The sequence below is a fragment of the Pseudomonas sp. BIGb0164 genome, assembly GCF_024810135.1.
Lineage (GTDB): Bacteria > Pseudomonadota > Gammaproteobacteria > Pseudomonadales > Pseudomonadaceae > Aquipseudomonas.
Genome location: NZ_JANUEA010000006.1, coordinates 253,009 through 278,782, shown reverse-complemented (window position 1 = coordinate 278,782; position 25,774 = coordinate 253,009). Strand labels below are relative to the sequence as shown.

Genomic DNA, 25,774 nt, shown 5'->3' with positions numbered 1-25,774 from the left:
CAGTATAGCGTGGGTATGTTTCTGTATTTTTATGGTGTTTCGTTTGTTTGTGAGGTGAGTTTGTTTTGCTGGTTTATTAGAAATGCGTTTGCTCTTTTTACAATTAAGTCATAGTGTGACTGGTGGAGGTGTGTGTCTGAGGGCGACTTTGAACATGCTTGTGTGATAGAGCGTAAATTGGCAATAATTTTAAAAAGATAAAGATAGTATCCGATGTTTAGGAGTTTTTTCATTGGTGTGTTATTAAGTTTGTAGCAATAGATCCTGTTTTTCAGGATGAGTCTATCCAGCCAGTTTTTTTCATTGGATAACATGTAATCAAAGGCTTTCAGTTTGTCTAGGTCGAAATCGGATCCTCGAACAAGATAAGTTGAGCCTGAGGTGCGTCTGTAGTAAATATAGATTTTCTTTGCTTGAGCGAAAGTGACGTTTTCGTAAGAGTTCGCGATCTTCACGATCATCGGGAAATCTTCAGTAACGCTAAAGCCATTTATGAAGTTTGACAGTTCGTTATCTTTTAAGAACTTTTTATTGCAAAATAAACTAGGTGTATTGATGCTGCTGATCCCTCTCAGGCGCTCTATAAGCTTTTTTCCTTTATAGATGACGTCGGTCGCCAATATGTGAAAAATCGTCGAGCGTGACTCTTCAATTTTTCCGTCGATCAGCAGCAGCGGTAAACCTGAGAAAAAGTCGTTATTTTTTAGGGTTTCAACTTCTTTGAAAAGATCGATACAAGAATAAATATCATCGCCAGCTGTTATTTTAAATAAGTCGCCTTCAATCAGTGGCCAGAGCCGTGTGTAGTTGAAGCAGGTGCCTTTATTCGATCCGTCAGCCAAGACCTTGATATCGGTAAACAAATCAGTGTTTGCCGATATCCACTGATTTGCCAGCTCAACGGTCCTGTCTCTCGAGCCGTCATCCGCGATGATTAGGTTGAAATGATAAGCGGCGCCGAAAGTTTCGATTAAAAATTTAATGCTTTCAAGGTGTTCAATTATATACGATTCGTGATTGTAGGTTAGAACCGCAAAAGTGAATTTGTCCTTGTTCATGCAGTGTACCTTTGAAAACGCTTATGGAGTTTTTTGGCCAAAACTCGGTAGAGAAAAATGAAGGCGCTCAATCCCACCATCTTGAAGCCCAATAAAAAGAAGTCCACTTTCCACTTCAAGCTGTATTTTCCATCTGATAGTGATTCGCTGGCGATGCCTCTGCGTCCGAGGTCCAGAGAAAGATTATATTTTTCTAGAACGGGGGTAATGACGCTTGGAACCCATTTGCCCCTGCGAATTGCGCCCCCTAGTGTGTAGTTATAGACAAAGGTATCTTCTTTGTCGATTTTGGCACAATAAAATTGACCGCTCTCACCATAAGTTCGCGCGCTGCCGAAGAACTCCCAAGCCCATGGTGAGTCCAATTCGCCTGTGAAGTTCAAGAGTTGTTGAGTTCTCCACAGTCCGGGGGCCGAGTTTAGTCGGTAGTCGTTTCGCTCCCCAATTAACTCAAAATCTTCATGCTCTGGGGGGAGGCTGTTAGTACCCGGAATGTTGTTAAAATAAAAAACACTTATCTCAGTGTTTTTTTTCATTTCTTGAATGCACTGGGCTAATTTTCTTATGTTGACCGGTGCTTCGAGGATAAAATCGTCAAATAGCGTGATCACGAACGCTGTATCGACCAAGGATAGCGCTTTGCGCAGTCGCCATCCCCACGGCTTCTTGCCGTCTGACGCGCTAAGGTTCAGTGAGACTATTTGCAGCCCTTCAAAACTGAAGCTCTTGTGTTCCGTATTCAGGATGATCTTGCAGTCGCAATCCGGCCACATAGCTTTGAAGGCACTGAAAAACGGCAGCCATACATCTTCATAGTTATCGCATGAGTTGATGATGAGGGTGCAGTCGTTTTTGCTTATAGGGTTAGCGTTATGAGTCATGAAATCTAAAGCCTAAGATTGAGAGCCGATACTTATATGGACTTTTTCACGGAGGCGCCACATAGGGATTCGTAGGAGCCGCTCTTGACGATTACACCATTCTCTATTTCAACCACTGTGTCACATCCCTGGAGTGTGTTGAGTCGATGGGCTATGACGATCAATGTTATATCCCCTCCCAGTCCTTCTACGGCTCGCATAACCTCTTGCTCGGTTTTACTGTCAAGGGCACTGGTTGCTTCGTCCAGGACGATAACCTGTGCTTCTTTATAAAAGGCTCTGGCAATCGCAATGCGTTGACGCTGCCCTCCCGATAGAAAAACACCTCTCTCTCCTACCGGCGTATCGTAACCGTTGGCCCACGACTCGATAACCTCGGCCATTTGTGCTTTTTCCGCAGCCCGTCGAACGCGTTCAAAGTCTATGTCCTGATAAGGTATTCCGAAGGCGATATTTTCGGCCACAGAGGCGTCAGATAGGAATATGAGCTGAGGCACGTGTGCGATATTTGCCTGCCAGTTGCGACAATTGGAAGCTGTAACCTGCGTGTTATCTACCAGGAAGCTGCCTTCGGTGGGCGGTAACAGCCCCATCAACATGTCGAGCAGAGTACTTTTACCGCTTCCTGTTGCCCCGACCAACCCAATACGACCACCTTTTGGGATAGTGAGATTGATATCCTTAAGAACCCAGGGCCCGTCTTCACCGTAGCGAAACGATACGGCATTAAGAGACAGCGATTCATTGAAAGGTTGATGGACTCGTGGAGTGTCAGTGTCGGGTGGCGTGTCGGTTTCAGGAAGTAGGTCGAGCACATCGAGCAAGGAGTCATGGGCTCCTTTAATGCATGCCCACGCAGCGTAGGACTGTTGCAATACTGGCAGTAAACGTTGCGCTGCCAAGGCCAGTGCCCCAAGCATCGGTATCGAGGCTAATAAGCCTCCCGGTTGTTGTGCCAGCCAGTACGCGAACACGGCCACCATCAACATGCCAAACGATTCGATCGTATACCGCGGCGCGTTTGCGATAATTTGTATGTTGGCTTTGGCTCGACGCAATTTTGAATCGGCAGCGTCGAAGTCTTTCCGGTAATTCAACTGAGAAGAGTCGATGATAACGTCACGAATCCCCTCAAGGCTTTCGTTCAGCAACTTCAGGACTTTATCAGAGCTGGAGCTTACCTCAAGGCTGTCCCGGCCCAGTTGCTTTTTAGTCGCGAGAATGACGGCGATGTAAACGCTTCCAAAGCTGGCAAAAGCAAGGAAAGCAACAACGGGTTGAATGGCCAGCACGATGATAAGTATCGCGAGCATCATGAAGGCCGAGCTCGCTATTGTCAGCGTGGGGATGAGGTATTCGCGAACAACAGTGTCAACTTTGTTGAAAATAGCGGTGATGACTTCGCTGCTGTTTCGCGAAAGATGCATACTGTACGGTTGATGTATGACGGCTTTGTATATGCCTCCCGCCAAATCGCTCCCGACGGCGGAGCTAAAACGATTCTGGGCCCACATCAAAACAAACCGGCTCACCCCGGATAAAATAGCCGCCAGTGCGAAAATGACGGTAAGTGGTAGAAGTAATCCGTCCGCAGGATCTATACCCAGCGCAGTAAACATGCCGCTGGCCAACGGCTGATCCAATATTTTTTCTGGATTAATCAGCACGGCGAGAAATGGAACGATCGCGCCGATGCTCAGAACTTCTGCAAACGACGCGATGATCATAAGAACAAGGATGATTGATAGCTGTACCTTTCTCTTTAGTGTCAGGCACTTCCAGAGTCGTATTAACGATGCAATCATCAGCTCAGACTTCACTCGCAAAATTATTGACAGCTGCAATGACACATTCAACTTCTGACGGGGTCATGACAGGACTGATTGGCAGACTCAGCACTTGTTTGTGGATCGCCTCGGTAAGAGGGTAACTACGGCTGTCCCAGTTTTTATAGGCCTGTTGCTGGTGTGCAGGTAGTGGATAGTGAATGATTGTTTGGATCCCTTGGGCGAGCAGGTAGTCCTGAAGTTCATCGCGACGTTCACAACGGATAACAAATACATGCCACACATGGCTTTCCAAGGCTTGCACAGATGTGCCCATTGCTAGCGGTAGCGTTATACCCGGGTTGCGGATACCTTCCATGTAGTGTTGGGCTACGTCTCTACGACGCTGTGTCTGTTCATCCAAGTACTTGAGCTTGACGCTCAGCATGGCTGCTTGAATTTCGTCGAGACGGCTATTTACGCCTTGATAGAGGTTTTTGTACTTCTCGTGCGAACCATAATTTCGTAGCGCTTTCAGGGTTTCAGCCAGTTCATCATCGTCGGTTGTGATTGCACCGGCATCGCCTAACGCGCCGAGATTTTTCCCGGGGTAAAAGCTGAAGCCCGATGCATGCCCCCAATTCCCTGCACAACGACCATTTTGGCGGGCGCCGTGTGCTTGGGCGGAGTCCTCCAATACAAGCAGGTTGTTTCGCTGCGCCAGCGTCATCAACGCTGTCATGTCGCATAGTTGTCCGTAAAGGTGTACGGCCATGATCACCCGGGTTTTAGGGGTGATGGCTGCCTCGACAAGCTTAGGGTCCAAATTGTAGGTGGCTGCGTCCGGCTCCACTAAAACCGGTACCAACCGGTTTTCCGTAATGGCCAATATGCTCGCAATGTAGGTGTTGGCGGGGACGATAACTTCATCGCCTTCCTTGAGTTTGCCCATTTCCTTCCATGCGCGGAGTGTCAGGTTCAGCGCATCCAGGCCATTGGCAACACCAATACAGTGTTGACTGTGTGTATAGGCTGCGAATTGGGCTTCAAACCTGGAAAGTTCATTACCGCCAATAAACCAGCCTGAATCAATAACACGAGTGCAAGACTCGATTAACTCTTCGCGCATTAACGCGTTTATTTTCTTCAAGTCGAGAAAACTGATCATTTGTCAACATACCTGATGATTTTTGCGGGGTTGCCAATAACTACAGCCCGGTCTGGAACGTTCTTTGTCACTACGGCGCCGGCGCCCACCATTGCGTAGCGCCCCACTGTAATGCCCGGCAGCAGAGTGGCGTTGGCGCCAATGCTGGCCCCTTGCATGATAGTTATACCCGTGAATGTTTCAGGGTAAACCTTTGATCTTGGCATAGGGTCATTGGTGAACGTAGCATTAGGGCCTAGAAAAACATCGTCCTCGATGCGGGTGCCGTCCCACAAAAAGACGCCTGACTTTATGGTGACGTTGTTGCCAATCACAACATCACTCTCGATGAGGGTATGTGCGCAAATATTGCAATTGCTGCCAATGGCGGCACCTTCAAAAACAATACTGAATTGCCAGATTCGAGTAGCAGTCCCTATATTTTCACTTTTGACGTCCGCCAGCGCGTGAATCTTAGGCATTTTTCGCAGCCTCTAAGAAATATTCATAATTACGAATATAGTCCGATTCATCATAGTGTTCGCTGGCCAGTACTAATAGAATGCAGTCATCACTGAAGTCATGCATTTCACGCCATACCATGCTTTCGATCAATATTCCTTTTGTTGGATTTTCCATCCAGCATTCTTCGCGTACTAAACCATTATCAAGGACCATTCTAAGTTTTCCCATGACACAGATGGCAACTTGCTTTAAGTTGCGGTGCGCATGAAATCCTCGGCTAACGTCCTCAGCAGTACGGTAAATATAGTAGACACGTTTGATATCAAAGGGGATTGCCTTTTCCATGCCGATTTCGAGAGCTACCAGACCCCCTCTTTCATCACCTAAACTAGGAAAATCAATCCATTTGATTAAACTCATCTGTCTCATCCCACCATCTGCGATAATTTGACTTAAAATAAAAAGCGTCGCATTTTCAGGCCTTTAGCGGCTTTTTTAAGAAAATTCGAAAATTTCCAGACTACGCTAAGTGATCCTGAGGCACACGAAAAGTTTAGTGATTTGTCTGCTTGGGCATTGAGTCGGCGCCGCTCCAGCATCAAAAGATCAAGCTCTCGTAAAGGCGAACTGCCATGAGCCTCCACCGGATGGATGCCCCCCATAAGTCGCCCACGCATTCGGCGCTCATCTTCAAATGCGCTAGACGTTAATGGCGACACTGCTCTGGAACGGTACGTCGACGATTTACCGCCACGGCGTAGGGCCTGAAGCCAGTCAATCACAGGTCTATCCCAGATGCTCGGAGTCTGCTCCACCACGTTGGACCTGCTTCCGTTCAAGGCGGGCAATATACCAGATGCCACTATGCTCCAGTGAGTTGTTGAGCGCGCGCGGACCTCTTGCGTCAGCCTGTTTTGACAAACGCATCCATTCAGCTCGACTGTATCGGTAGACTCACCTGCGAGCCATCATCGCTCTGGGGCTGAAGCCTCGCCAGCTGAGAAGCGGGCTGCGTCTCTTCTTTGGAGCGGGCAGGTGAGTGCAGCAAATAAGTTTGTGGCATGGGGCCCTGTCCCGAGCGATGGACCACATGGTTCGGGGCCAGGGATTGTGCATTTCCTGTAACGTCGTTGAACCCTAAACAAAACTGAATTTATTGACAGGTACTTGCCTGAGCGGTCAGCAAAATAGCGCTTGGCTTTGTAGGTGAAACTTTGAAGATGGCGTTATGGCGTTGAATCATGCTTTGTAACATGAGGGTTTTTGACTTGGTTGATGTTTCATCTAACGTGGAAAAGCAGCTTCGGAAAAGCTGCTTTTCTCTTATCGATGTCATGGAGCGTCACCAATGAAAAACACCTACCTCTCTTCGTTGATCTTCGCCTTCCTCACCACTCTCTCCGTTGCGGCCACGGCAGCACCTTCCGTCAAACCCGAAGCCCCGGCCCCCATCACCGCCCAGCTCACCAAGGCCGACCAATCGGCCAAGGTCAACCTCAACGCCGCCGACGCCGAAACCCTGCGCCGTGACCTCTTCGGCATTGGTGCCGCCAAAGCCAAGGCGATCGTGGCTTATCGTGAAAGCAATGGCCCCTTCACGGCAGTGGATGAGTTGTTGGAAGTGAAAGGTATTGGCAAGGCGTTGCTGGAGAAGAATCGCGACAGGCTGGCAATCAAGTAAGCCACTCAAAAGGCCGGTCACTGACCGGTCTTTTCGTCCTCGAGGTTCAGCGCTTTCAAGCTGTCGCGCACCACATCCATTATCCGCGTTGTCATTTCCGGGCTCTCGACACTCCTGGCCAACACCAAAGCGCCTACCAGAGTCGACATCATCACCAAGGCTCGCTCATCACCACGGTCATCTCCCAGGGCCGTCTCGATCTGCTTGAGCCGGGCGCCAAGCACGGCATCTGTGGTCGCACTATGCTGGCCTCTGAGGCCTAGTTCCGAAGACATGGTCGGCAAAGGGCAACCCTCAGCAGGCGAAGTCAGGTGCCACTCCGACAGGTAGCTGTCGATAAACGCTTCCAGCGGGCGTTCCTGGCTGAACAGCCTGTCGCAATGGGCATCGAGTTCTGCCGCCGCAGCCTGCAGGGCTTTTTCGACCAGTTCATCCTTGGATTTGAAATGCGCGTAGAACCCGCCGTGTGTCAGGTTCAGCGCTTTCATCAATGGCTGCAAACCGGTCGCGCCAATGCCGTCGCGGCGGAAGCGCACGGAGGCTTCCTTGATGATGCGCTGATGGGTCTGGGCCTTGTGGTCTTGTGAGTAACGCATAGAAACGCCTCGGAAACGTGAGGGCAGTCTAACGGAGTTGAACCTTTTTACGCATCCAGCCTGCGTGCAAGGCGTTGGCATGAAAAGTGATTACGTCTAGGGATAGGATTGTTCAACAATCATGAGGTGGTCATGACGCTCAGTTTGTCGTTAGCCGACCAGATCGCCCTGGAGTTGCGTGCCGATATCATCGGCGGGCGACTACTGCCGGGGATGGCGCTGGTCGAGGTGGACCTGGTCAAGGTCTATAGCGCGTCGCGCAATACGATTCGCGAAGCGTTGCACCGTTTGGGGCAAGAGGGGCTCACCCGTTATGTGCGCAACAAAGGCGTCATGGTGCGACGGCTGGAACGGGATGAAGTGCGCGACCTGTTTAGGGTGCGCCGTACCCTGGAATTGCAGGCGATCGCCCAGAGCGACAGGCTTTCTGAAACACAGTGTGAACGCATGCAGAGCGCCATCGAAGCCACAACGTTGGCCCGAGAGCGGGAGGACTGGCGCGCCGTGGCGACCCACAGCCTGGTGTTCCACCAACACGTCGTCGGTTTGATGCACAGCCCGTTGTTCGATGAGTTTTTTGCCCAGGTCATCGCGCAACTGCGCCTGGTGTTTTGTGCCGCGCCCGATGAACAACGTTTCCAGTCGCCCTGGCTCGAGCGCGACCGTGAGATCTACACGCTGCTCGCCATCGGTAATAAACCTGCTGCGCAAGAGGCGATGGAGCTGTACTTGCACGATTCCGAGCGCCTTTCGCTGGCCCTGTTTGATCACCCTTGATGGAGGATTGCCCCATGTACAAAGACTATCCGGCCGCTTATCAGGTCAGTAAAGGTTCGGCGTTGCAGGTTGATACGGCGTTTTACGAACGCATACGTGACCGAAAGGACCAGCGCCAATTGATCGAGCAGTTCGAGGTGCCGATTCGCACGGGTAAAGCTTGGAAGGTGCCGGCCGGGCATGTGTTTCGGGTCACCACACCGGTGGGGCCTCAGGTGGGTGACTTCAACGTGTGGAACGCCAATGACCCCCGCGAGCGCCTATGGGCGGCGCGCACTCGCCAGTTGCAGGGCGCTCATGTCAGTACCCATGACCGTTTGTGGTCGAACCTGCCGTTTCTGCGTCCGCTGGTGACGATCACCGATGACAGCCTGGCCGGTTATGGCATCGACGAGCATGGCGGGCGGCTCCACGACCTGCTGGGCACCCGCTGCGATCCGTATGTGAACCGCATGCTCACCGGCGAAGACTTCCATCACCACTGCCACTCCAACCTGACCCGTGCAGTATTGCCCCACGGTTTGACGGAGTTTGATGTGCATGACGTGCTGAATATTTTCCAATGCACCGGCCTTAATCATGACGATATGTACTTCATGAAGGCGTGCCCGGCGCAGAAGGGCGACTACCTGGAGTTTTTTGCCGAGATTGATCTGCTGTGTGCGTTGTCCACGTGCCCGGGCGGTGATTTGTCGCTGCCGATGTGGGGGCCTGAAGCGCAGGACCCGCTGACGGTGTGCCGTCCTTTGGGGGTTGAGATCTACAGGTTGGAGGACGAGTTGCTTAGCGGCTGGAGCCAGCCAGAACGTGCTGCCTATAAAGGGCAGCACGGTTTGCATATTGCTAAAGCGGCTTGGGAGTGAACCGGCTCAGCGGTCCTGCGCATCCTTGGCATCCGCCTGGGCGTTGCGCTCGGCCACGCGCTTGCGTTGTTCGTCGGTGAGTTCCACTTTGTTGGCGCTGTCACGCAGCATCATCAAACCACCGACGATCGAACCGATCGCGACCACCATAATCAACCACGCATACCACGGCATAAGGCTCTCCTTGAGGCGGATTACCGTGGGAGAATTTTCCCACGGTAATAACTGCTTTGAGCAACAGGCTTTCTGAGTAGTTCATTGTAGGCCTGTTCCGCCTCGTTAACTCAGAGCCCGGTCAACATCGCATCCGCCGGCGCATCGGCGCGATCCTGTGCAGTCATTTGGAAGTAGACGAACCCCGCCAGCATGAAGCCGAGGAAGATCAGCCCGATCAGCGCGTTGAACCACGCCATGGCCACCAGGCACACCACCGCCAGCACCAGCGCAATGCCGGGCACGATCGGATAGCCCGGCGCCCGGAAGGTACGCTCCAGCAATGGTTCGGTCTTACGCAGTTTGAACAGGCTGAGCATGCTCATGATGTACATCACGATGGCCCCGAAGACCGCCATGGTGATCATCGCTGCGGTCAGCGTCATGCCGCCCAGGTTGATCAGGCCGTCGCTGTAGATGGCGGCGATGCCGACCACGCCGCCGGCGATGATTGCCCGGTGCGGTGTCTGAAAACGCGACAGTTTGGCCAGGAAAGGTGGCAAGTAACCAGCGCGGGCCAGGGCAAAAAACTGGCGCGAGTAACCGAGGATGATCCCGTGGAAGCTGGCCACCAGGCCAAACAGGCCGATCCACACCAGCATGTGCAACCAGCCGGAACTCTCGCCGACCACGGTTTTCATGGCCTGGGGCAATGGGTCATTGATGTTCGACAGGGTGCGCCAGTCGCCTACGCCACCGGCGAAGAACATCACCCCCATGGCCAGGAGCACCAGGGTGAGGATGCCGCTGATGTAGGCTTTTGGAATGGTGCGCTTCGGATCTTTGGCTTCCTCGGCCGCCATGGCCGCGCCTTCGATGGCCAGGAAAAACCATATCGCAAACGGAATCGCCGCGAACATCCCGGCAATTGCCGGGGCGCCGAAGGTGTCAGCGCCCGCCCAGCCATTCAGGGCAAAGTGGCTGAAACTGAAGGCCGGGGCAACCACGCCCATGAACACCAGCAGTTCGGCGACGGCCAGTACGCACACCACCAGCTCAAAGGTTGCTGCGAGCTTCACCCCGAGGATGTTCAGGCCCATGAACACGATGTAGGCACCCACGGCCGCGTGTTTCGGGTCCAGTGCCGGAAACTGCACATTCAGGTAGGCGCCGATGGCCAGGGCGATGGCGGGCGGGGCGAAGACAAATTCGATCAGGGTGGCGAGACCCGCGATCAGGCCACCTTTTTCGCCGAAGGCGCGACGGCTGTAGGCAAACGGCCCGCCAGCATGAGGAATGGCGGTGGTCAACTCAGTGAAACTGAAGATAAAGCAGGTGTACATCGCCGCGACCATCAGTGAAGTCACCAGGAACCCCAGCGTACCTGCCACGCCCCAGCCATAGCTCCAGCCGAAGTATTCACCGGAAATCACCAGCCCGACCGCAATGCCCCACAAATGCAGGGTGCCTAAAGTGGGTTTGAGTTGTGTGTTCATCGTGTTGCTCTCCCTGAACCGGTTGGAATGATTCAAGGTGTTGCAGTGGGCATGCCAGCCTGAGAATCATTGTCGTAAAGCGGTGCAACTGTCGCCAGTACGACGGTTTGGCGTTTGAAATTTTCCAGCGTTGCACCAGATAGGGGCGCTGGTGACTGAACGGGCGCCTTCGCGGGCAAGCCCGCTCCCACAGTGGAGCGCGCATATCCTGGTCAAACGCAGCCAGGTGTGGGAGCCGGGCTTGCCCGCGATGAGGCCCTCAAACTCACCATAAATCCCCCTGTAAACCCCGCATAAACCCACTCTTTACGCCGTCTTTACGCCCCACCCATACCCTCGCTCTCGTTCCTTTACGCCACTCCTGCCGACAATTGCCCCACACGCGGCAATCGCCGCAAAACGGAGAGACTTCCATGAGCGTTCTGGACGGGGTGTCACTGCTATTGGCCGTGGCGCTGTTCATTTATCTGCTGGTTGCGCTGTTACGCGCGGATCGGAACTAGGAGCGGGCCATGCACAGTTATGACTATTGGCTGATCATCGCCTTCTTTGCGGTGGTGCTGGTGCCGGCACCGTTCCTCGGGCGGTTCTACTACAAGGTGATGGAAGGGCAGCGCACCTGGCTCACGCCGGTGCTCGGCCCGGTGGAGCGCGCCTGTTATCGCCTGTCGGGCGTGGATGAGCATCAAGAACAAAGCTGGCAGAAATACACGCTGGCCTTGCTGGCATTCAACCTAGCAGGCTTTGTGCTGCTCTTCGCGATCCTGTTGTTCCAGGACTATCTCCCACTGAACCCGCAGAAATTGCCGGGCCAGGAATGGACCCTGGCCTTCAACACTGCGATCAGTTTCATGACCAACACCAACTGGCAGTCCTACAGCGGTGAGGCTTCCCTGAGCTACCTCAGCCAGATGGTTGGCCTGACCGTGCAGAACTTCGTCAGCGCCGCCACGGGGCTCGCCGTCCTGGTCGCGTTGTGCCGTGGGATTGGTCGCAAGTCCACCAAGACACTGGGCAACTTCTGGGTCGACATGACCCGCGCCACCCTCTATGGCCTGCTGCCATTGTGCCTGGTGCTGGCGTTGTACCTGGTGTGGCAGGGCGTGCCGCAAACCTTCGCTCATTACGTTGATGCCGTGACGATGCAGGGCGTGGATCAAGTGATTCCGCTGGGCCCGGCTGCCAGTCAGATTGCGATCAAGCAATTGGGCACTAACGGCGGTGGTTTCTTCGGCGTCAACTCGGCCCACCCCTTTGAAGACCCGACAGCCTGGGCCAACCTGTTCGAGCTGGCGGCGATCATTCTGATCCCGGTGGCACTGGTGTTTACGTTTGGCCACTACGTCAAAGACCTGCGTCAGAGCCGCGCGATCCTCGGCTGCATGCTGGCGCTGTTCCTGATCGGCGGTGCGACCTCGCTGTGGGCCGAGTACCAGCCCAACCCGACGCTGAATAACCCTGCCGTCGAGCAAACCGCACCGTTGGAAGGTAAGGAAGCACGCTTCGGTACCACTGGCACGGTGCTCTGGTCGGTGACCACGACGGCGGCGTCCAACGGCTCGGTCAATGGCATGCAGGACAGCCTCAACCCCCTCAGCGGCATGGTGGCGCTGGTCAACATGATGGTTGGCGAAGTGATCTTCGGCGGTGTCGGCGCCGGCATGTACGGCATGTTGCTCAATGTGCTGATCGCCGTGTTCCTCGCCGGCCTGATGATCGGCCGCACACCGGAATACCTGGGCAAGAAACTTCAGGCCAAGGAAGTGCAATTGCTGGTGGTGACCTTGCTGGTGATGCCGGTGGGCACCTTGGTGCTGGGTGCCATCGCCGCCAGTTTGCCTGGTCCGGCGGGCGCTATCAGCAACCCCGGTCCCCATGGTTTCAGCCAGTTGCTCTACGCCTACACCTCAGCGAGTGCCAACAACGGCTCGGCGTTCGGCGGCTTCAGTGCCAACACCACGTTCCACAACCTGATGCTGGGCCTGGGCATGTTGATCGGCCGCTTCGGCTACATCCTGCCGGTACTGGCGCTGGCCGGCAGCCTGGCGATGAAGAAGACCGCTCCGATTGGCCAGAACAGCTTCCCCACTCATGGCCCGCTGTTCGTGACGCTGTTGACTGTGACCATCTTGCTGGTGGGCGGCCTGACGTTCTTGCCGACCCTGGCGCTGGGCCCGATTGCTGAACACCTGAGCATGGGCTTCTGAGGGATATGAAAATGAATATGCCTGCAAAAAACGCAGCTCCCGTGCAAACCCAGGAGCCTGCCAAAACCGCCATCTCTGCCCTGTGGCGCCCTGCGCTGGTCCAGGCGTTCGTCAAGCTGGATCCGCGCCAACTGCAACGCTCGCCGGTCATGCTGGTGGTCGAACTGACCGCCATCCTCACCACCGTGTTGTGCTTTGTGCCCGACACAGCAGTGCCCACCTACGTTGCGGTGCAGATCGCCGTATGGCTGTGGTTCACCGTGCTGTTTGCCAACTTCGCCGAGGCCCTGGCCGAAGGTCGCGGCAAGGCCCGTGCCGACAGCCTCAAGGCCGGCAGCGAAGGCCTGAGCGCCCGGCGCAAGGAGGCCGATGGCAGCTTCAAGGTGGTGCCGGCCACCAGCCTGCGCAAAGGCGATGTAGTGCGCGTCGCCGCCGGGGAAATGATCCCCGGTGACGGCGAGGTCATCGAAGGCATCGCGGCGGTCAACGAAGCGGCGATTACCGGTGAATCCGCGCCGGTGATCCGTGAGTCCGGTGGCGACCGTTCGGCCGTCACCGGCAACACCCGCCTGGTGTCCGACTGGCTGCTGATCCGCATCACTGCCAACCCGGGCGAGTCCACCCTTGACCGCATGATCGCCCTGGTCGAAGGCGCCAAGCGCCAGAAAACCCCCAACGAAGTCGCGCTGGATATCCTGCTGATCGGCCTGACGCTGATCTTCCTGCTGGTGGTGGTGACCCTGCAGCCGTTCGCCCACTTCGCCAGTGGCAGCTTGCCGCTGGTGTTCCTGGTCGCACTGCTGGTGACGCTGATTCCTACCACTATCGGTGGTTTGCTGTCGGCCATCGGTATCGCCGGCATGGACCGTCTGGTGCGCCTCAACGTGATCGCCAAATCCGGTCGCGCGGTGGAAGCGGCGGGCGACGTGCACGTGTTGCTGCTGGACAAGACCGGTACCATCACCTTTGGCAACCGTCGCTGTGCGGCGGTGATCGCAGCGCCCGGTGTCAGTGGCCGGGACCTGGCCGAGGGCGCGCTGTTGGCGTCGTTGGCGGACGACACGGCGGAAGGCAAATCCATTGTTGAATACCTGCGCGCCTTGCACCCTCAGGCCGAACCGACCCTGGACCAGCTGACCTCCGTGCCGTTCAGTGCGGAAACGCGGTTGTCCGGCGTGGATTACCAAGGCCGTGTGTTCCGTAAAGGCGCCGTGGATTCGCTGCTGACGTTTATCGGCCAACAGCGTCGTGACCTGCTGCCCGCGCTGTCGCGTGAAATCGACAAGATCGCCCAGAGCGGCGGCACCCCGTTGCTGGTGTGTGCCGATGGCAAATTGCTGGGCGCGATCCACCTCAAAGACGTGGTCAAGCCCGGCATCCGTGAACGCTTCGCCGAGTTGCGCAAGCTGGGGATTCGCACCGTGATGGTCACCGGTGACAACCCGCTGACCGCCGCCGCGATTGCCGCTGAAGCCGGTGTGGATGACGTGCTGGCCGAAGCCACCCCGGAGAAAAAGCTCGCGCGCATTCGCCATGAGCAGAACGACGGCCGCCTGGTTGCGATGTGTGGCGACGGTGCCAACGATGCCCCGGCGCTGGCCCAGGCTGACGTCGGCATGGCCATGAACGACGGCACCCAGGCCGCCCGTGAGGCCGCCAACATGGTCGACCTCGACAGCGACCCGACCAAGCTGCTGGACGTGGTACAGATCGGCAAGGAATTGCTGGTGACCCGTGGCGCGCTCACCACCTTCTCTATCGCCAACGACGTGGCCAAGTACTTCGCGATCCTGCCGGCGCTGTTTGCCTCGATCTACCCGCAACTGGGCGTGCTCAACGTGATGCACCTGCAGAGCCCGCAGAGCGCGATTCTCTCGGCCATCGTGTTCAACGCCTTGATCATCGTGGTGCTGATTCCCCTGGCGCTGCGCGGCGTGCGCGTGCAGGCGGCGAGTGCGGCAGCGTTGCTGCGTCGCAACCTGCTGATCTACGGGCTGGGCGGGATCCTGGTGCCGTTCGTGGGCATCAAGGCCATCGACATGCTGCTGACGGCGCTGCACCTGGTGTAACCCTAACTCTCGTAGGAGCCGGCTTGCCGGCGATCGGTCCGACGCGGTGCAACTGACCCACCGCCATCGCCGACAAGCCGGCTCCTACAGATCTAATGTGAGGAAGTTGAAATGTCTAACATCATCCGCCCAGCCCTGAGCCTGCTGGTGCTCATGAGCCTGATCACCGGCGTTGCCTACCCGCTGGTGGTGACTGGCGTCGCCCAGGTGGCCTTCCCTGATCAGGCCAATGGCAGCCTGGTGCACGACGCCAGCGGCAAGGTGCGGGGTTCCAGCCTGATCGCCCAAGACTTTACCGGCGACACCTGGTTCCATCCACGCCCCTCGGCCGGTGCTTTCGCCACTGTTTCCAGCAGCGCCAGCAACTTGGGCCCAAGCAACCCGGCGCTGGCCACACGCATCTTCGACGATGCCAGCAAACAGTTGGTACCTGGCCAGGGGCCGGTGCCCCTGGTCTCGCTGACTACCTCCGGCAGCGGTCTTGATCCACACTTGCCTCCACAGGCGATTGCCTATCAACTGGCGCGAGTGGCCGCCGCACGGAATGTACCGGTGTCGACCCTGCAGCGGTTGCTGGATGAGCACATTGAAAGCCCGCTGATCGGGCCGCCGGTGGTGAACGTGCTGGCGCTGAACATGGCCCTGGAAAAGTTGTAGGCAGTGGCGCCGCCATCGCAGGCAAGCCAGCTCCCACAGGGGAATGCTTTCCCTTGTGGGAGCCGGGCTTGCCCGCGATGGCGGTCTGAAGCACACCCGATAAACACCTGAAGGAACCCCCGCGCATGAGCGACTCCGGCCGCGCCGATGCCCTGCTAGCCGAACTGCCACGGGACGGCCGTGGCCGGCTCAAAGTCTTCCTGGGCGCCGCGCCGGGTGTGGGCAAGACCTACGCCATGCTCCAGGCCGCCCACACTCAGCTGCGCCAAGGCGTGCGCCTGATCGCCGGCGTGGTCGAAACCCACGGCCGCGCCGAAACCGAAGCCTTGCTCGGCGGCCTGCCGCAACAACCGTTGCTGCGCAGTGAATATCGCGGCGTGATGCTCGAAGAAATGGACCTCGACGGCCTGCTCGCCGCCAAGCCCAAGCTGGTGCTGGTGGACGAGCTGGCCCACAGCAACGCCCCTGGCAGCCGCCATGAAAAGCGTTGGCAAGACATCCAGGAACTGCTGGCCGCCGGCATCAACGTGTTCACCACGGTCAACGTCCAGCACCTGGAAAGCCTCAACGATCAAGTGCGCGGCATCACCGGCGTACAGGTGCGCGAAACCCTGCCGGACTGGGTGCTGCAAGAGGCCGACGAACTGCTGCTGATCGACCTGCCGTCTCGCGAGCTGCTTGAGCGTCTGCGCGACGGCAAGGTCTACGTGCCCGAGCAGGCCCGCGCGGCCATCGAGGCCTTCTTCACCCAGACCAACCTGATGGCCCTGCGTGAACTGGCGATGCAAACCGCCGCCGCCCATGTCGACGACGACTTGGCCCAGGGCTATCGCCAACTCGGGCAGGCAGCACCTGCCGTGCGCGGGCGGTTGCTGGTGGGCGTGGATGGCGATGCGCAAGCCGAACGCCTGGTGCGTCACGCCAGCCGCGTGGCCCAGCGCCGGCATCTGCCGTGGAGCCTGGTGCATGTCGATAACGGCCGGGCGCGGGATGAGCAATCGCGCCTGCGCCTGCAGAACGCCCAGCAGTTGGCCGAGCGGCTGGGCGGTGAAGTGGTGTTGCTGCGGGCGGGGGAGGTGGCCAAGACGCTGATCCAGCACGCCGCCGAACGCCGCGCCAGCCTGTTATTGGTCGGGCAGTCACGGATGCGCTGGCGTCGGCGCCTGTTCGGCGGTGGTTTGGCCGCGCGCTTGTTGCGCAATGCCCGCGGCTTGGAAATCAACGTGCTGGACAGCGACGACATTCCCGCGCCGCCACGTTTGCCGGATGTGCGCGGGCTGGTCTGGTTCGACTACGGCCTGGCGGTGGTGGCGACCATCATCGCCGCCGCGTTGGCCTGGGCGGTGGCCAGTGTGCTGCCGTTGCCAAACATCTCGTTGGTGTTTCTTGCTGCCGTGTTGCTGGTGGCGGTGCGCAGCAGCCTGGGCCCGTCCCTGGTGTGTGCGGCGCTGTCGTTCCTGACCTACGATTTTTTGTTTATCCCGCCGAATTTCTCCTTCGCCATCCAGCGTGAAGAGGACGTGCTGACCCTGCTGTTCTTCTTGCTGATGGCGGCCTTGACCGGCAACCTCGCCGCACGCCAACGCCGGCAATTGCAGGCACTGCGCGATACCCAGGAAGAAACCAGCGAACTGCTCGACCTGTCGCGCAAACTCACGGCGGCCACCGACCGCCAGGCGGTGATCAGTGCCGCCGCCCATCATCTGGAAGGCTGGAGTGACCTGGACCTGTGCCTGGTCAACCGTGACGGGCAGGGCGGCTGGAAGGTCGAAACCGGCGCCGCATTGAACCTCACTGAAGCCGAGCGCGCCGCTGCCGATTGGGCGTGGCAGCACGATCAACCGGCCGGCATGGGCACCGGCACCTTGCCGTTCGGACGTTGGTGGTGGTGGCCGTTGTCGGGCGAGGAGGGGCCGCTGGGCTTGCTCGGGGTCAGCCCCAAACCGGGGCTGGAGTTGAGCGGTCAGCGTCGTCGTTTGCTCACGGCGTTGAGCCAACCGCTGGCCCAGGCACTGGCCCGGGCGCAGCTGGCGCAGGAGTTGGAGTCTGCGCGCCTGCACGGTGAAACCGAGCAACTGCGCAGCGCCTTGCTCGCCTCGGTGTCCCATGATTTGCGCACGCCGCTGACGGCCATGCGCGGCAGCATCGACAGCCTGCTGGCCCTCGGCGAGGCCATTCCGCTGGAGGATCGCCGCGAACTGCTGGAAGGCACCCGCGATGAAGCCGAGCGCCTTGATCGCTACATCCAGAACCTGCTGGACATGACGCGCCTGGGCCACGGCGCCCTGAAACTGGCACGGGACTGGGTCTCTCCGGGTGACATCGTGGGCAGTGCACTCGGCCGTTTGCGCGCCGTGCTGGCGCCCTTGCGGGTGAAGGCCGATGTGCCCGTGGCGTTGCCGCTGCTGTACGTGCACGCGGCGCTGATCGAGCAAGCCTTGGTCAATGTGCTGGAAAACGCGGCACGCTTTTCACCCGCCCAGGGCCGCCTGGAGGTGAGCGCCGGGGTGGCGGACAGCCAGCTGTTTTTCGCGGTGGCCGATGAGGGGCCGGGTATTCCTGAAGACGAGCGCGCGAAGATTTTCGACATGTTCTACACCGCCGCCCGGGGTGACCGGGGCGGGCAGGGTACCGGCCTCGGCTTGGCCATTTGCCAGGGCATGGTCGGTGCCCACGGCGGGCATATCAGCGTGGCTGATGGCATTGAGGGGCGGGGCACTTGCATCACCTTGTTCCTGCCACTGCCAACCCAGCCTGGCCTGGAGCGCGAGGCATGAGCTACCCTGTTTTCTTCACGGATTTTGATTGGACACCATGAGCCAGACCGCAACGATTTTGGTCATTGATGACGAGCCGCAGATCCGCAAATTCCTGCGCATCAGCCTGGCCTCCCAAGGCTACAAGGTGATCGAGGCCGGCACCGGCAACGAAGGCCTGGCGCAAGCAGCGTTGAGCAAGCCGGATTTGCTGGTGCTCGACCTGGGCCTGCCGGACATGGACGGGCAACAGGTGTTGCGCGAGTTTCGCGAGTGGTCGACGGTGCCGGTGCTGGTGTTGTCGGTGCGCGCCAGTGAAGTGCAGAAAGTCGAGGCGCTGGACAGCGGCGCCAATGACTACGTGACTAAACCGTTTGGCATCCAGGAATTTCTCGCCCGTGTACGTGCCCTATTGCGCCAGGCTCCGGCCGGGGAGACCCAGGAAGCCGCGTTGAATTTTGGCCCGCTGACGGTGGACCTGGCCTATCGCCGGGTGCTGCTGGACGGTGTTGAAGTCGCCCTGACCCGCAAGGAATACGCGGTGCTGGCGCAACTGGCGAGGCATCCTGGGCGCGTGATCACCCAGCAGCAATTGCTCAAGGACATCTGGGGGCCGACCCATACCGAGGACAGCCACTACTTGCGGATCGTGGTGGGGCATTTGCGTCAGAAGCTGGCGGATGATCCGACACAGCCGCGTTTTATCGTGACCGAGGCGGGGGTGGGGTATCGGTTGTTGAACGCATAGGTGTGTGGTGCCTGGCCTGACGCTATCGCCGGCAAGCCACCCCACATTCGAAGGTGGTATGCGATCAACTGTGGGAGCTGGCTTGCCTGCGATGGCGTCATCAGCAACACCGAAGTTCTCAGTGCTGCTCACTCTCATACCGATCCAAGGTATCACTGGCAATTTCCCGCCCCAAGGCAATCAACTCTGGCGCCTTATAGAACTCGAAAAACCGACACACCCGCTTTGGCACGTTGATCAACACATCAGGCGGGTAGCCAGCAATCTTGTACTGCGCCAAGGACGTCTGCATCACCTCGAAACTCTGGTTGATCAGGTCCAACAGTGATGCGGGCCCCACGTTGTCGATGATGAACGAACCGGTCGCCGACTTGGGCGCGCCGGCTTTTTCCGGCGCGGCGGCGGGTTGCTGGGATTCGGGCTCGGCCGATTCCAGCCACGGGTTGATCTCTGCCGCTTCAGCCTGCAAGGCTTCCTGTTCCAGCTTCATCAGTTGCTCGGCCTGCTTGCGTCGAAAGGGCAGGTGCGAGCCCAGGGATTTGGCCAGGCTGTTGAAGCGGCTCTTGAACGCAGGCGGGCGCTGGATCACCGGCAGGTGATAGTGTTTCTGGTTGGTGGCGTTGAGGTTGACCGCAATGATCAGGTCGCAATGGCTCGACACCACCGGCACGATCGGCAGCGGGTTGAGCAGTCCGCCGTCCACCAGCATGCGGTTGCCTTGCATCACCGGCGTAAACAGGCTGGGGATGGCGGCCGAGGCGCGCATGGCCTGGTGCAGGCAGCCTTCCTGGAACCAGATCTCCTGCTGGTTGGTGAGGTCGGTGGCGACGGCGGTGTAGGGGATACGCAGTTCTTCGATGTTGATCTCGCCGACGATCTTGCGGATCTGCCCGAAGACCTTCTCGCCACGAATCGCCCCCAGGCGAAAACTCACGTCCACCAGGCGCAGCACATCCAGGTAGTCGAGGCTTTCAATCCAGTTTCGATAATCCTCCAGTTTGCCGGCTGCGTAGATCCCGCCGACCACGGCCCCCATGGAACAACCGGCGACACAGGCGATGTCATAGCCGCGCCGTTCGATCTCTTCGATCACTCCGATGTGGGCGTAACCTCGGGCCCCTCCGGAGCCCAATACCAAGGCAACACGTTTTTTCATGGTCCATGTCCTCCCCAAGGCAGGTGCCCACAATGCACCCATTGAGGGGGCGCCTTCAATCTTCGCCTGGGGCGGTAATATTTTTGCTGGCGGGGCGCGGTGCTCGGGTATGCTCTGGCGATAGACGCTTTTGATTTGGGGCTGACAGACAAGGCACTTTTTCTTGTAGGCAACGTCTACAACGTACGACTGTTTTTCTTTATTTGAGGTGTCATCGATGAAAGCCTGGATGTGTGTGCCTGTGATCGTGTTGGCCCTGGCCGGTTGTGCCGGGAAAACCGCGTACCGCGACAGCTGCGGCACGCAACTGGATGCCGCGTGGCATGAACTGGACCTGGCCAAGGCCGAAGGCTTTGCCGGCACTGTGAGCTACTCTAAGGCCTTGTCCTTGCTGACCGGTGCCAAGACCCAACAGCAATTCGAAGCGTTTGAAGGCTGCTCCAACAAGGCCGAGAAAGCGCGGTTCTATATTCGTGAGTCGCGCGCCGGGCGTTGACCTTTCGCCGTGATCAGGGATCTTCATCGTCAGGGGAGGAAGGGATGTCAGCGTTGGTCGATCAGTTAGTCGCTCAGGTCATTGGCCTGGAAGTAGGGTTACTGAGCTGCCAGGCTCGCCTCGCCGCCGTCACCGACGATGAAGCCTTGCACGACCTGCGCACCACCGTGCGGCGGCTGCGCAGCCTCCTTCGCCCATTGCGCGGGCTGCCGGGTGTCGAGCAGCTTGAATTGGCGGCCAGTACCGTCGGCCAGATCACCACGCCGCTGCGGGACCGAGAGGTCCTGGCGGCGTATCTGCATCAGCACGGCCATCACGCGGCGGCAGACCGGCGCTTGCGCTTGCAACCCGATGCGTATCGGCACGTGGCGCAAAGCCCGGAGTTGGCTCACCTGCTGCTCATCCTGGATGCCTTCCCGCGCTTTCTCCGTGCCTCTGAGCATCAAAAGCTGCTCAAGGGGCTGCGCCCACGCATCGAGAAACGCTTGGCCAAGCAATGGCAGAAACTCGATGAAGCACTCAAAGACCCAGATCACGATCGCCACCGCCTGCGGTTGCTGATCAAGCGCGTGCGCTACGCCGCCGAAGCCTATCCCGAGCTGGACAAACTCCCCGCCAACGCCATGTCCCGACTGAAAAAAGCCCAGGGCGCCCTCGGTGATTGGCATGACTGCTGGCAGTGGTTGGCTCAGGCCCAGCATCAACCGGACCTGCAGCCCTGTGTTGCGACCTGGCATCGCACCATGGCCAAGGCCGAAGGGCGGGCCGACAGGGTGCTGGAAAAGCTCAGCGCCGATTGTTTCTGAAGCGGTCCGGTTTTTGGCCGGAATAGGCGCTGTATCGCAAGGGCGCGATGGTTAACATCCCCCCATCTGTTTAGCTGATGTGAGGTCGCCATGCGCTTTAGTGATTTGCTCGACGCTGCCCGTCGCAACCCGCTGGATGTCACCATCCCCGCCGAATGGGCTCAGGGGCGCGCAACCTTTGGTGGCCTGGTCGCCGCACTGCAATACGAAGCCCTACGCGCCAAGGTGCCGGATGGCCGGCCTTTGCGGTCATTGGCCGTGACCTTTGTCGGCCCGGTGACAGCGGATGTTCCCGCCAGTTATCAGGTTGAAGTGTTGCGCGAAGGCAAGGCCGTCAGCCAATTGTTGGGTCGCGTGGTGCAGAACGGTGAAGTGGCGACCCTGGTGCAAGCCAGCTTTGGCGCATCCCGCGAGTCAGAGATTGATGTGGCCAGTGAAGCGCCGCCGACCTTCAAGCATTGGGATGAATGCCAGGAGCTGCCGTACATCAAGGGCGTGACGCCTGAGTTCATGAAACACGTGGCAATGCGTTGGAGCGTCGGCGGGCTGCCGTTTACCGGCAATAAATCTCGCGACATGGGCGGCTGGGTGCGCTTGCGCGGCGACGTGAAGGAAGAGCCGTTGACCGAGTCGCATATCCTGGCCCTGGTCGACGCCTGGCCCCCGGCCTTGCTTCCCCATCTGAAAAAGCCCGCGCCCGGCAGCACCCTGACCTGGACCATCGAGTTCATCCAGCCCCTGCAAGACCTGACGACCCTCGACTGGTGCCAGTACTACGTCAACATCGAGCACGCCCGTGACGGCTACGGCCACGCCGCCGCCGCACTGTGGAGCCCGACCGGCGAATTGATCGCCATCAGCCGCCAGACCGTGGTGGTGTTCGCCTGAGGCTCAGTGCCGATGGCGCTGCCGCCAGGCGCGCCACCAGCCACCGCTCAATACAAAGCGTGGGAAGGTCACAAACTGCTCGACCACCAGGCGCTGCACCGCATCTTTACGATCACTGAACGGCTCACTGGCCTGGGCTTCCAGGCTGTGGCCATGGCGCTGCAACGCCAAGCCGGCCAGGATGCCGACCACGCCAACAGCGAAACTCGCCAGGCTCAGGCTGAACACGCCCGACACAATCAACAGAAACCCGATGATGAACAGCGGCACGGCAATCAGGTGCAACGCCAGGTTGGTCGGGTGTTGATGGTTTTGTGGGTAGTTACGCCATTGCCAGGCGGGGAGATTGGGGTGACGTTTGCCCATGATGGTGAATCCTCTGTCCGTTGAAACATATTGGACAGAGTTTAGGTGGGGTGGGGCGGGTGGGCGAATTGGGGATGGCTATGGGCGTTATAGAGAGGCGTTTTTCATGCCCAAGTGACGCAGTCATGGTCGTCCATATGGATTAGAAACGTGAGGTGGGTATCTGTTAACCAGAATGGGTGGCCGGTTGTTTCACCCAAGAGAGATGTAACGTCTAGCGCATTGCCGACTTGCCAGCCTCTGTATTTTGAGTCGCATACCAACAGAATTAGATTGTTTTCGCTAAAGAGTGCTTTTTAAAAGTCCTCATCATTGCCTCTGATGTAAACATTTGGGTTGATCAATGAAATGTCCTTAGAGTTGAATTCGATTAAAGAGTGTTTGTTGGCGGCTTTAAAGTGAAGTTGGCCATCTTTTTTTGTTATTTCTACTGCGAAAGTATCTCTGTTTGGTATGTTGAGTATTTTTAGATCGCTAATTTCATAGCAGTCAATGCCGAGCCTGCAGACGTTGTAGTCCTTGTCTTTCCATTTTTCCGGTAGGACGTCCGGGAACTCAGGTATGTCAAATCCAATTCCCAGCCTCGGTCGGTCATTGTCTATTTGTAGCGATAATAGAAAAATTTCACCTATCTCGACAGGTTGACTGAAGATTTTTTCAAAAAATATAGTGTTCTCTATTTCATTCCAATATTTCATTATTTCCCTCTAAGGTAATATTTTGTTTTTGTGCCGATAACGTTTCCGTTTCGGGTTGCTCAATAGGTGTTAAGTGGAAGTGTGTCGTTTGGTCTTCAACTTAGTTTCCAGCAACAGAGGCATGTCTGCGGCGTGGTTGACTGAGTTCAATGCGCGCGAATAGCAGGCGACCGTCTGTTGGTGATACTCCGATATGCTTTGATGAACGCCATTCAGCTCATGTTCTATTAGGGCAATGTGGGAAGCGTCGGTCATGCGCGATGCCTCCATATGGGAGAGGCGTCTGAGACAGCCCTGCCCATCAGGGCACTAACGAAAAAATTCATCTGCAATCCTTCGCACTGTTTGATCAGGCGAAGGACTTTGCAGAGGTTTATAAGGGAAAGAAGCCGGCGTTATTCGCCAGGAATGCTAGGAAGATTCGCGAAAGCCTCGGGTAAACCGAGGCGTTGGTGTAAGGGATGGATTACAGGTTAAAAAGCCTTACAGCTTCAATTGCCCAATCGCTTTACTCAATTCCCCAGCCAACGTTGCCAGCTCATTACTGGTCGTCGCCGAGTCCACGGTCTGCTGCACGGTATTCTCGGTGACATCACGGATGCTCACCACCGCGCGGTTCATCTCTTCGGCGACGTGGCTCTGCTGTTCGGCGGCGACGGCGATCTGGGTATTGCTTTCACGCATCTGCGCGACCGCTCCGGTGATTTCGGCGAGTGCGGCGCCGGCTTCCTGGGCTTGCTGTACGCAATCGTCGGCCTTGAACGAGCTTTCCTGCATGAAGTCCACGGCATCGCGGGTGCCGGCTTGCAAGGCCGAGACCATGCGGGTGATTTCGTCGGTGGAGCTTTGCACGCGCTTGGCCAGGTTGCGCACTTCGTCGGCGACCACCGCAAAACCACGACCCATTTCCCCAGCGCGGGCAGCTTCGATGGCGGCGTTGAGGGCGAGCAGGTTGGTCTGCTCGGCGATGCTGTGGATCACCCCGACCACGCCGTTGATCTTCTGGCTGTCTTCGGCCAGTTTCTGGATCATTTCGGCGGTCTGCTGCACACCGGTGGACAGGCCGGCAATCGAGCGTTGTACGCGGGTGACCACCTCCTGACCGCTGCCGGCAAGGGTGTCGGCGGTCTGGGACAGGTCGCGGGTGGCGCCGGCGTGTTGGGCGATGTGGTAGACGGTGGCCGTCATCTCGTTGATCGCGGTGGCGGCCTGGTCGGTTTCGCTTTGCTGGCCGAGCATGCCGTGCTGCACCTCGTTCATGCTGCTGGCCAGGCGTGCGGCGCCGTCGTCGAGTTGCTGGGCGGTGCGCGCCACGGTGCTGACTACCCGCTGGTAGCCGGCCTGCATGGCATTGAACGCGGTGGCCATCTGGCCGACCTCATCCTTGCACGCCAAGGGTACACGCGCCGACAAGTCGCCGGTTTTCTCCACGTGCAGCATCACGTCCTTGAGCGTATTGAGCTGGCTGAGCAGGAAACGGATCAGCAGTTGTGAGGCGCCGAGCATCGCCAGCATCAGGATCGCAACGGCGACGGCGTAATTGGCAAAACGATCACTGAACACCTGGCTCAGGCTGGGCGCGTAGGCCAGCACGGCGAGATTCTGGCCGTCTGCCCGGTTGATCACTTCAGCACCCAGCAGCGGATTTTCACCCAGCAACGGCATGGGGTTGAGCTCGACCCAGCCGCTGGCGCTGCTCAGGGCTGACAGATCTTGATCGGCCAGGTGTGGGGTTTGGCCACGAGTAAACGTCAGCCAGTGTTCGCTTTTGGGGAGCGCTTTTTCGGTCGGCCAGGCAGCGAGCAATCGCCCTTGAGCCTGCGCCGAGGCCTGGGACGCATCGCTGCGTGCCTGTTGTTCGAGCTGCACTGCGTACAACACCAGCAGCAATGTGGTGATGAAAGCGACCGCGTTCACGGCCCAGAATTTGTATTTCAGCGAGATATTGCTAAGCCAGGCACCCATGGAAGGTTTTCTCTGATAGCGGAAACAGCATTGGCAAGGTGCCATTATTGTGCCGCTACTCAGAAAACCGGTTTTGACA

General features: G+C 57.7%; 25 protein-coding genes. 12 read left to right on the top strand and 13 right to left on the bottom strand.

Annotated elements, in window-relative coordinates; translation table 11 throughout:
* Positions 1 to 29: 29 nt before the first annotated feature.
* Genes M2394_RS18020 through M2394_RS17995 form a run of 6 tightly spaced genes read right to left on the bottom strand, consistent with a single transcriptional unit; the run spans position 30 to position 5,737 of the window.
* Positions 30 to 1,058 (bottom strand): glycosyltransferase family 2 protein, encoded by a 1,029-nt coding sequence (locus M2394_RS18020; protein ID WP_259173371.1) that lies wholly within the window; start codon positions 1,056 to 1,058, stop codon positions 30 to 32.
* The gene (locus M2394_RS18015) at positions 1,055 to 1,939 is read right to left on the bottom strand and encodes a hypothetical protein (RefSeq protein ID WP_259173370.1); all 885 of its coding nucleotides are present in this window, start codon (positions 1,937 to 1,939) and stop codon (positions 1,055 to 1,057) included. Before M2394_RS18015 ends, M2394_RS18020 begins: the two co-directional genes overlap by 4 nt.
* Before the next feature lie 32 nt (positions 1,940 to 1,971).
* On the bottom strand, positions 1,972 to 3,744 hold the full coding sequence (locus M2394_RS18010) for an ABC transporter ATP-binding protein (protein ID WP_259173369.1): 1,773 nt from the start codon (positions 3,742 to 3,744) through the stop codon (positions 1,972 to 1,974).
* Positions 3,745 to 3,748: 4 nt separating this feature from the next.
* A complete protein-coding gene (locus M2394_RS18005; protein ID WP_259173368.1) occupies positions 3,749 to 4,873 on the bottom strand; it encodes a DegT/DnrJ/EryC1/StrS aminotransferase family protein in 1,125 nt (374 codons plus the stop codon).
* On the bottom strand, positions 4,870 to 5,334 hold the full coding sequence (locus tag M2394_RS18000) for an acyltransferase (protein WP_259173367.1): 465 nt from the start codon (positions 5,332 to 5,334) through the stop codon (positions 4,870 to 4,872). Before M2394_RS18000 ends, M2394_RS18005 begins: the two co-directional genes overlap by 4 nt.
* On the bottom strand, positions 5,327 to 5,737 hold the full coding sequence (locus M2394_RS17995; protein WP_259173365.1) for an FdtA/QdtA family cupin domain-containing protein: 411 nt from the start codon (positions 5,735 to 5,737) through the stop codon (positions 5,327 to 5,329). The genes M2394_RS18000 and M2394_RS17995 overlap by 8 nt, the downstream gene beginning before the upstream one ends.
* A 928-nt stretch (positions 5,738 to 6,665) precedes the next feature.
* On the opposite strand from M2394_RS17995, the gene M2394_RS17990 reads away from it, so the two are divergent.
* Positions 6,666 to 6,998, top strand: coding sequence for a ComEA family DNA-binding protein (locus tag M2394_RS17990; protein WP_259173363.1), 333 nt, complete (start codon positions 6,666 to 6,668; stop codon positions 6,996 to 6,998).
* Between the two features lie 17 nt (positions 6,999 to 7,015).
* Here the strand turns inward: M2394_RS17990 and M2394_RS17985 are convergent, their stop codons facing one another.
* Positions 7,016 to 7,594, bottom strand: coding sequence for a TetR/AcrR family transcriptional regulator (locus tag M2394_RS17985; protein ID WP_259173362.1), 579 nt, complete (start codon positions 7,592 to 7,594; stop codon positions 7,016 to 7,018).
* A 132-nt stretch (positions 7,595 to 7,726) separates the two neighbouring features.
* Between M2394_RS17985 and M2394_RS17980 the strand changes: the two genes are divergently transcribed.
* Complete coding sequence (locus M2394_RS17980; RefSeq protein ID WP_178919911.1) at positions 7,727 to 8,371, top strand: GntR family transcriptional regulator; 645 nt, start codon at positions 7,727 to 7,729, stop codon at positions 8,369 to 8,371.
* Between the two features lie 14 nt (positions 8,372 to 8,385).
* The gene (locus M2394_RS17975; protein ID WP_259173361.1) at positions 8,386 to 9,234 is read left to right on the top strand and encodes a DUF1989 domain-containing protein; all 849 of its coding nucleotides are present in this window, start codon (positions 8,386 to 8,388) and stop codon (positions 9,232 to 9,234) included.
* Between the two features lie 6 nt (positions 9,235 to 9,240).
* Here M2394_RS17975 and M2394_RS17970 read toward each other — a convergent pair whose 3' ends face one another.
* Positions 9,241 to 9,408: a DUF2897 family protein gene (locus M2394_RS17970; protein WP_003172675.1), complete on the bottom strand. Its 168-nt coding sequence runs from the start codon at positions 9,406 to 9,408 to the stop codon at positions 9,241 to 9,243.
* 110 nt (positions 9,409 to 9,518) lie between these two features.
* The gene (eat, locus tag M2394_RS17965; RefSeq protein ID WP_259173358.1) at positions 9,519 to 10,883 is read right to left on the bottom strand and encodes an ethanolamine permease; all 1,365 of its coding nucleotides are present in this window, start codon (positions 10,881 to 10,883) and stop codon (positions 9,519 to 9,521) included.
* A gap of 413 nt (positions 10,884 to 11,296) precedes the next feature.
* Between eat and kdpF the strand changes: the two genes are divergently transcribed.
* The 6 genes from kdpF (at position 11,297) to M2394_RS17935 (ending at position 19,320) form a co-directional block, all read left to right on the top strand.
* Complete coding sequence (gene kdpF, locus M2394_RS17960) at positions 11,297 to 11,386, top strand: K(+)-transporting ATPase subunit F (protein ID WP_003218754.1); 90 nt, start codon at positions 11,297 to 11,299, stop codon at positions 11,384 to 11,386.
* 9 nt (positions 11,387 to 11,395) lie between these two features.
* Complete coding sequence (gene kdpA, locus M2394_RS17955) at positions 11,396 to 13,090, top strand: potassium-transporting ATPase subunit KdpA (protein ID WP_259173354.1); 1,695 nt, start codon at positions 11,396 to 11,398, stop codon at positions 13,088 to 13,090.
* 11 nt (positions 13,091 to 13,101) lie between these two features.
* Positions 13,102 to 15,159 (top strand): potassium-transporting ATPase subunit KdpB, encoded by a 2,058-nt coding sequence (kdpB, locus tag M2394_RS17950; protein ID WP_178919915.1) that lies wholly within the window; start codon positions 13,102 to 13,104, stop codon positions 15,157 to 15,159.
* 111 nt (positions 15,160 to 15,270) lie between these two features.
* Entirely contained in the window at positions 15,271 to 15,816 is a 546-nt protein-coding gene (gene kdpC / locus M2394_RS17945; RefSeq protein WP_178919916.1) for a potassium-transporting ATPase subunit KdpC, read from the top strand.
* A 125-nt stretch (positions 15,817 to 15,941) separates the two neighbouring features.
* Entirely contained in the window at positions 15,942 to 18,593 is a 2,652-nt protein-coding gene (locus M2394_RS17940; RefSeq protein ID WP_259173352.1) for a sensor histidine kinase KdpD, read from the top strand.
* 37 nt (positions 18,594 to 18,630) lie between these two features.
* The gene (locus M2394_RS17935; RefSeq protein ID WP_259173351.1) at positions 18,631 to 19,320 is read left to right on the top strand and encodes a response regulator; all 690 of its coding nucleotides are present in this window, start codon (positions 18,631 to 18,633) and stop codon (positions 19,318 to 19,320) included.
* A 118-nt stretch (positions 19,321 to 19,438) separates the two neighbouring features.
* On the opposite strand, the gene M2394_RS17930 is transcribed toward M2394_RS17935, so the two are convergent.
* Positions 19,439 to 20,476: a patatin-like phospholipase family protein gene (locus M2394_RS17930; protein WP_178926036.1), complete on the bottom strand. Its 1,038-nt coding sequence runs from the start codon at positions 20,474 to 20,476 to the stop codon at positions 19,439 to 19,441.
* A 217-nt stretch (positions 20,477 to 20,693) separates the two neighbouring features.
* Here M2394_RS17930 and M2394_RS17925 point away from each other — a divergent pair, with 217 nt between their 5' ends.
* The 3 genes from M2394_RS17925 (at position 20,694) to M2394_RS17915 (ending at position 22,666) form a co-directional block, all read left to right on the top strand.
* Positions 20,694 to 20,972 carry a hypothetical protein gene (locus M2394_RS17925; protein ID WP_010176194.1) on the top strand — a complete coding sequence of 93 codons (279 nt, stop codon included), beginning with the start codon at positions 20,694 to 20,696 and terminating at the stop codon, positions 20,970 to 20,972.
* A 44-nt stretch (positions 20,973 to 21,016) separates the two neighbouring features.
* On the top strand, positions 21,017 to 21,778 hold the full coding sequence (locus M2394_RS17920; protein ID WP_259173349.1) for a CHAD domain-containing protein: 762 nt from the start codon (positions 21,017 to 21,019) through the stop codon (positions 21,776 to 21,778).
* 90 nt (positions 21,779 to 21,868) lie between these two features.
* Entirely contained in the window at positions 21,869 to 22,666 is a 798-nt protein-coding gene (locus M2394_RS17915) for an acyl-CoA thioesterase II (RefSeq protein WP_259173348.1), read from the top strand.
* A gap of 3 nt (positions 22,667 to 22,669) precedes the next feature.
* Here the strand turns inward: M2394_RS17915 and M2394_RS17910 are convergent, their stop codons facing one another.
* From M2394_RS17910 to M2394_RS17900, 3 genes are all read right to left on the bottom strand, one after another.
* Complete coding sequence (locus M2394_RS17910; protein ID WP_010566540.1) at positions 22,670 to 23,032, bottom strand: Mpo1-like protein; 363 nt, start codon at positions 23,030 to 23,032, stop codon at positions 22,670 to 22,672.
* A 296-nt stretch (positions 23,033 to 23,328) separates the two neighbouring features.
* Positions 23,329 to 23,730 (bottom strand): immunity 50 family protein, encoded by a 402-nt coding sequence (locus M2394_RS17905; RefSeq protein ID WP_259173346.1) that lies wholly within the window; start codon positions 23,728 to 23,730, stop codon positions 23,329 to 23,331.
* A gap of 483 nt (positions 23,731 to 24,213) precedes the next feature.
* On the bottom strand, positions 24,214 to 25,695 hold the full coding sequence (locus M2394_RS17900) for a methyl-accepting chemotaxis protein (protein ID WP_259173343.1): 1,482 nt from the start codon (positions 25,693 to 25,695) through the stop codon (positions 24,214 to 24,216).
* Positions 25,696 to 25,774 lie beyond the last annotated feature (79 nt).

Coding starts and splice junctions, on each gene's coding strand:
- M2394_RS17935 (WP_259173351.1), top strand. CDS start 18,631: ATGAGCCAGACCGCAACGATTTTGGTCATTGATGACGAGCCGCAGATC.
- M2394_RS18010 (WP_259173369.1), bottom strand. CDS start 3,744: ATGATTGCATCGTTAATACGACTCTGGAAGTGCCTGACACTAAAGAGA.
- kdpB (WP_178919915.1), top strand. CDS start 13,102: ATGAATATGCCTGCAAAAAACGCAGCTCCCGTGCAAACCCAGGAGCCT.
- M2394_RS17905 (WP_259173346.1), bottom strand. CDS start 23,730: ATGAAATATTGGAATGAAATAGAGAACACTATATTTTTTGAAAAAATC.
- M2394_RS18005 (WP_259173368.1), bottom strand. CDS start 4,873: ATGATCAGTTTTCTCGACTTGAAGAAAATAAACGCGTTAATGCGCGAA.
- M2394_RS17900 (WP_259173343.1), bottom strand. CDS start 25,695: ATGGGTGCCTGGCTTAGCAATATCTCGCTGAAATACAAATTCTGGGCC.
- M2394_RS18015 (WP_259173370.1), bottom strand. CDS start 1,939: ATGACTCATAACGCTAACCCTATAAGCAAAAACGACTGCACCCTCATC.
- M2394_RS17995 (WP_259173365.1), bottom strand. CDS start 5,737: ATGAGTTTAATCAAATGGATTGATTTTCCTAGTTTAGGTGATGAAAGA.
- kdpF (WP_003218754.1), top strand. CDS start 11,297: ATGAGCGTTCTGGACGGGGTGTCACTGCTATTGGCCGTGGCGCTGTTC.
- eat (WP_259173358.1), bottom strand. CDS start 10,883: ATGAACACACAACTCAAACCCACTTTAGGCACCCTGCATTTGTGGGGC.
- M2394_RS17980 (WP_178919911.1), top strand. CDS start 7,727: ATGACGCTCAGTTTGTCGTTAGCCGACCAGATCGCCCTGGAGTTGCGT.
- M2394_RS17975 (WP_259173361.1), top strand. CDS start 8,386: ATGTACAAAGACTATCCGGCCGCTTATCAGGTCAGTAAAGGTTCGGCG.
- M2394_RS18020 (WP_259173371.1), bottom strand. CDS start 1,058: ATGAACAAGGACAAATTCACTTTTGCGGTTCTAACCTACAATCACGAA.
- M2394_RS17920 (WP_259173349.1), top strand. CDS start 21,017: ATGTCAGCGTTGGTCGATCAGTTAGTCGCTCAGGTCATTGGCCTGGAA.
- M2394_RS17970 (WP_003172675.1), bottom strand. CDS start 9,408: ATGCCGTGGTATGCGTGGTTGATTATGGTGGTCGCGATCGGTTCGATC.
- M2394_RS17925 (WP_010176194.1), top strand. CDS start 20,694: ATGAAAGCCTGGATGTGTGTGCCTGTGATCGTGTTGGCCCTGGCCGGT.
- M2394_RS17915 (WP_259173348.1), top strand. CDS start 21,869: ATGCGCTTTAGTGATTTGCTCGACGCTGCCCGTCGCAACCCGCTGGAT.
- M2394_RS17940 (WP_259173352.1), top strand. CDS start 15,942: ATGAGCGACTCCGGCCGCGCCGATGCCCTGCTAGCCGAACTGCCACGG.
- kdpC (WP_178919916.1), top strand. CDS start 15,271: ATGTCTAACATCATCCGCCCAGCCCTGAGCCTGCTGGTGCTCATGAGC.
- M2394_RS17930 (WP_178926036.1), bottom strand. CDS start 20,476: ATGAAAAAACGTGTTGCCTTGGTATTGGGCTCCGGAGGGGCCCGAGGT.
- M2394_RS18000 (WP_259173367.1), bottom strand. CDS start 5,334: ATGCCTAAGATTCACGCGCTGGCGGACGTCAAAAGTGAAAATATAGGG.
- M2394_RS17985 (WP_259173362.1), bottom strand. CDS start 7,594: ATGCGTTACTCACAAGACCACAAGGCCCAGACCCATCAGCGCATCATC.
- M2394_RS17910 (WP_010566540.1), bottom strand. CDS start 23,032: ATGGGCAAACGTCACCCCAATCTCCCCGCCTGGCAATGGCGTAACTAC.
- M2394_RS17990 (WP_259173363.1), top strand. CDS start 6,666: ATGAAAAACACCTACCTCTCTTCGTTGATCTTCGCCTTCCTCACCACT.
- kdpA (WP_259173354.1), top strand. CDS start 11,396: ATGCACAGTTATGACTATTGGCTGATCATCGCCTTCTTTGCGGTGGTG.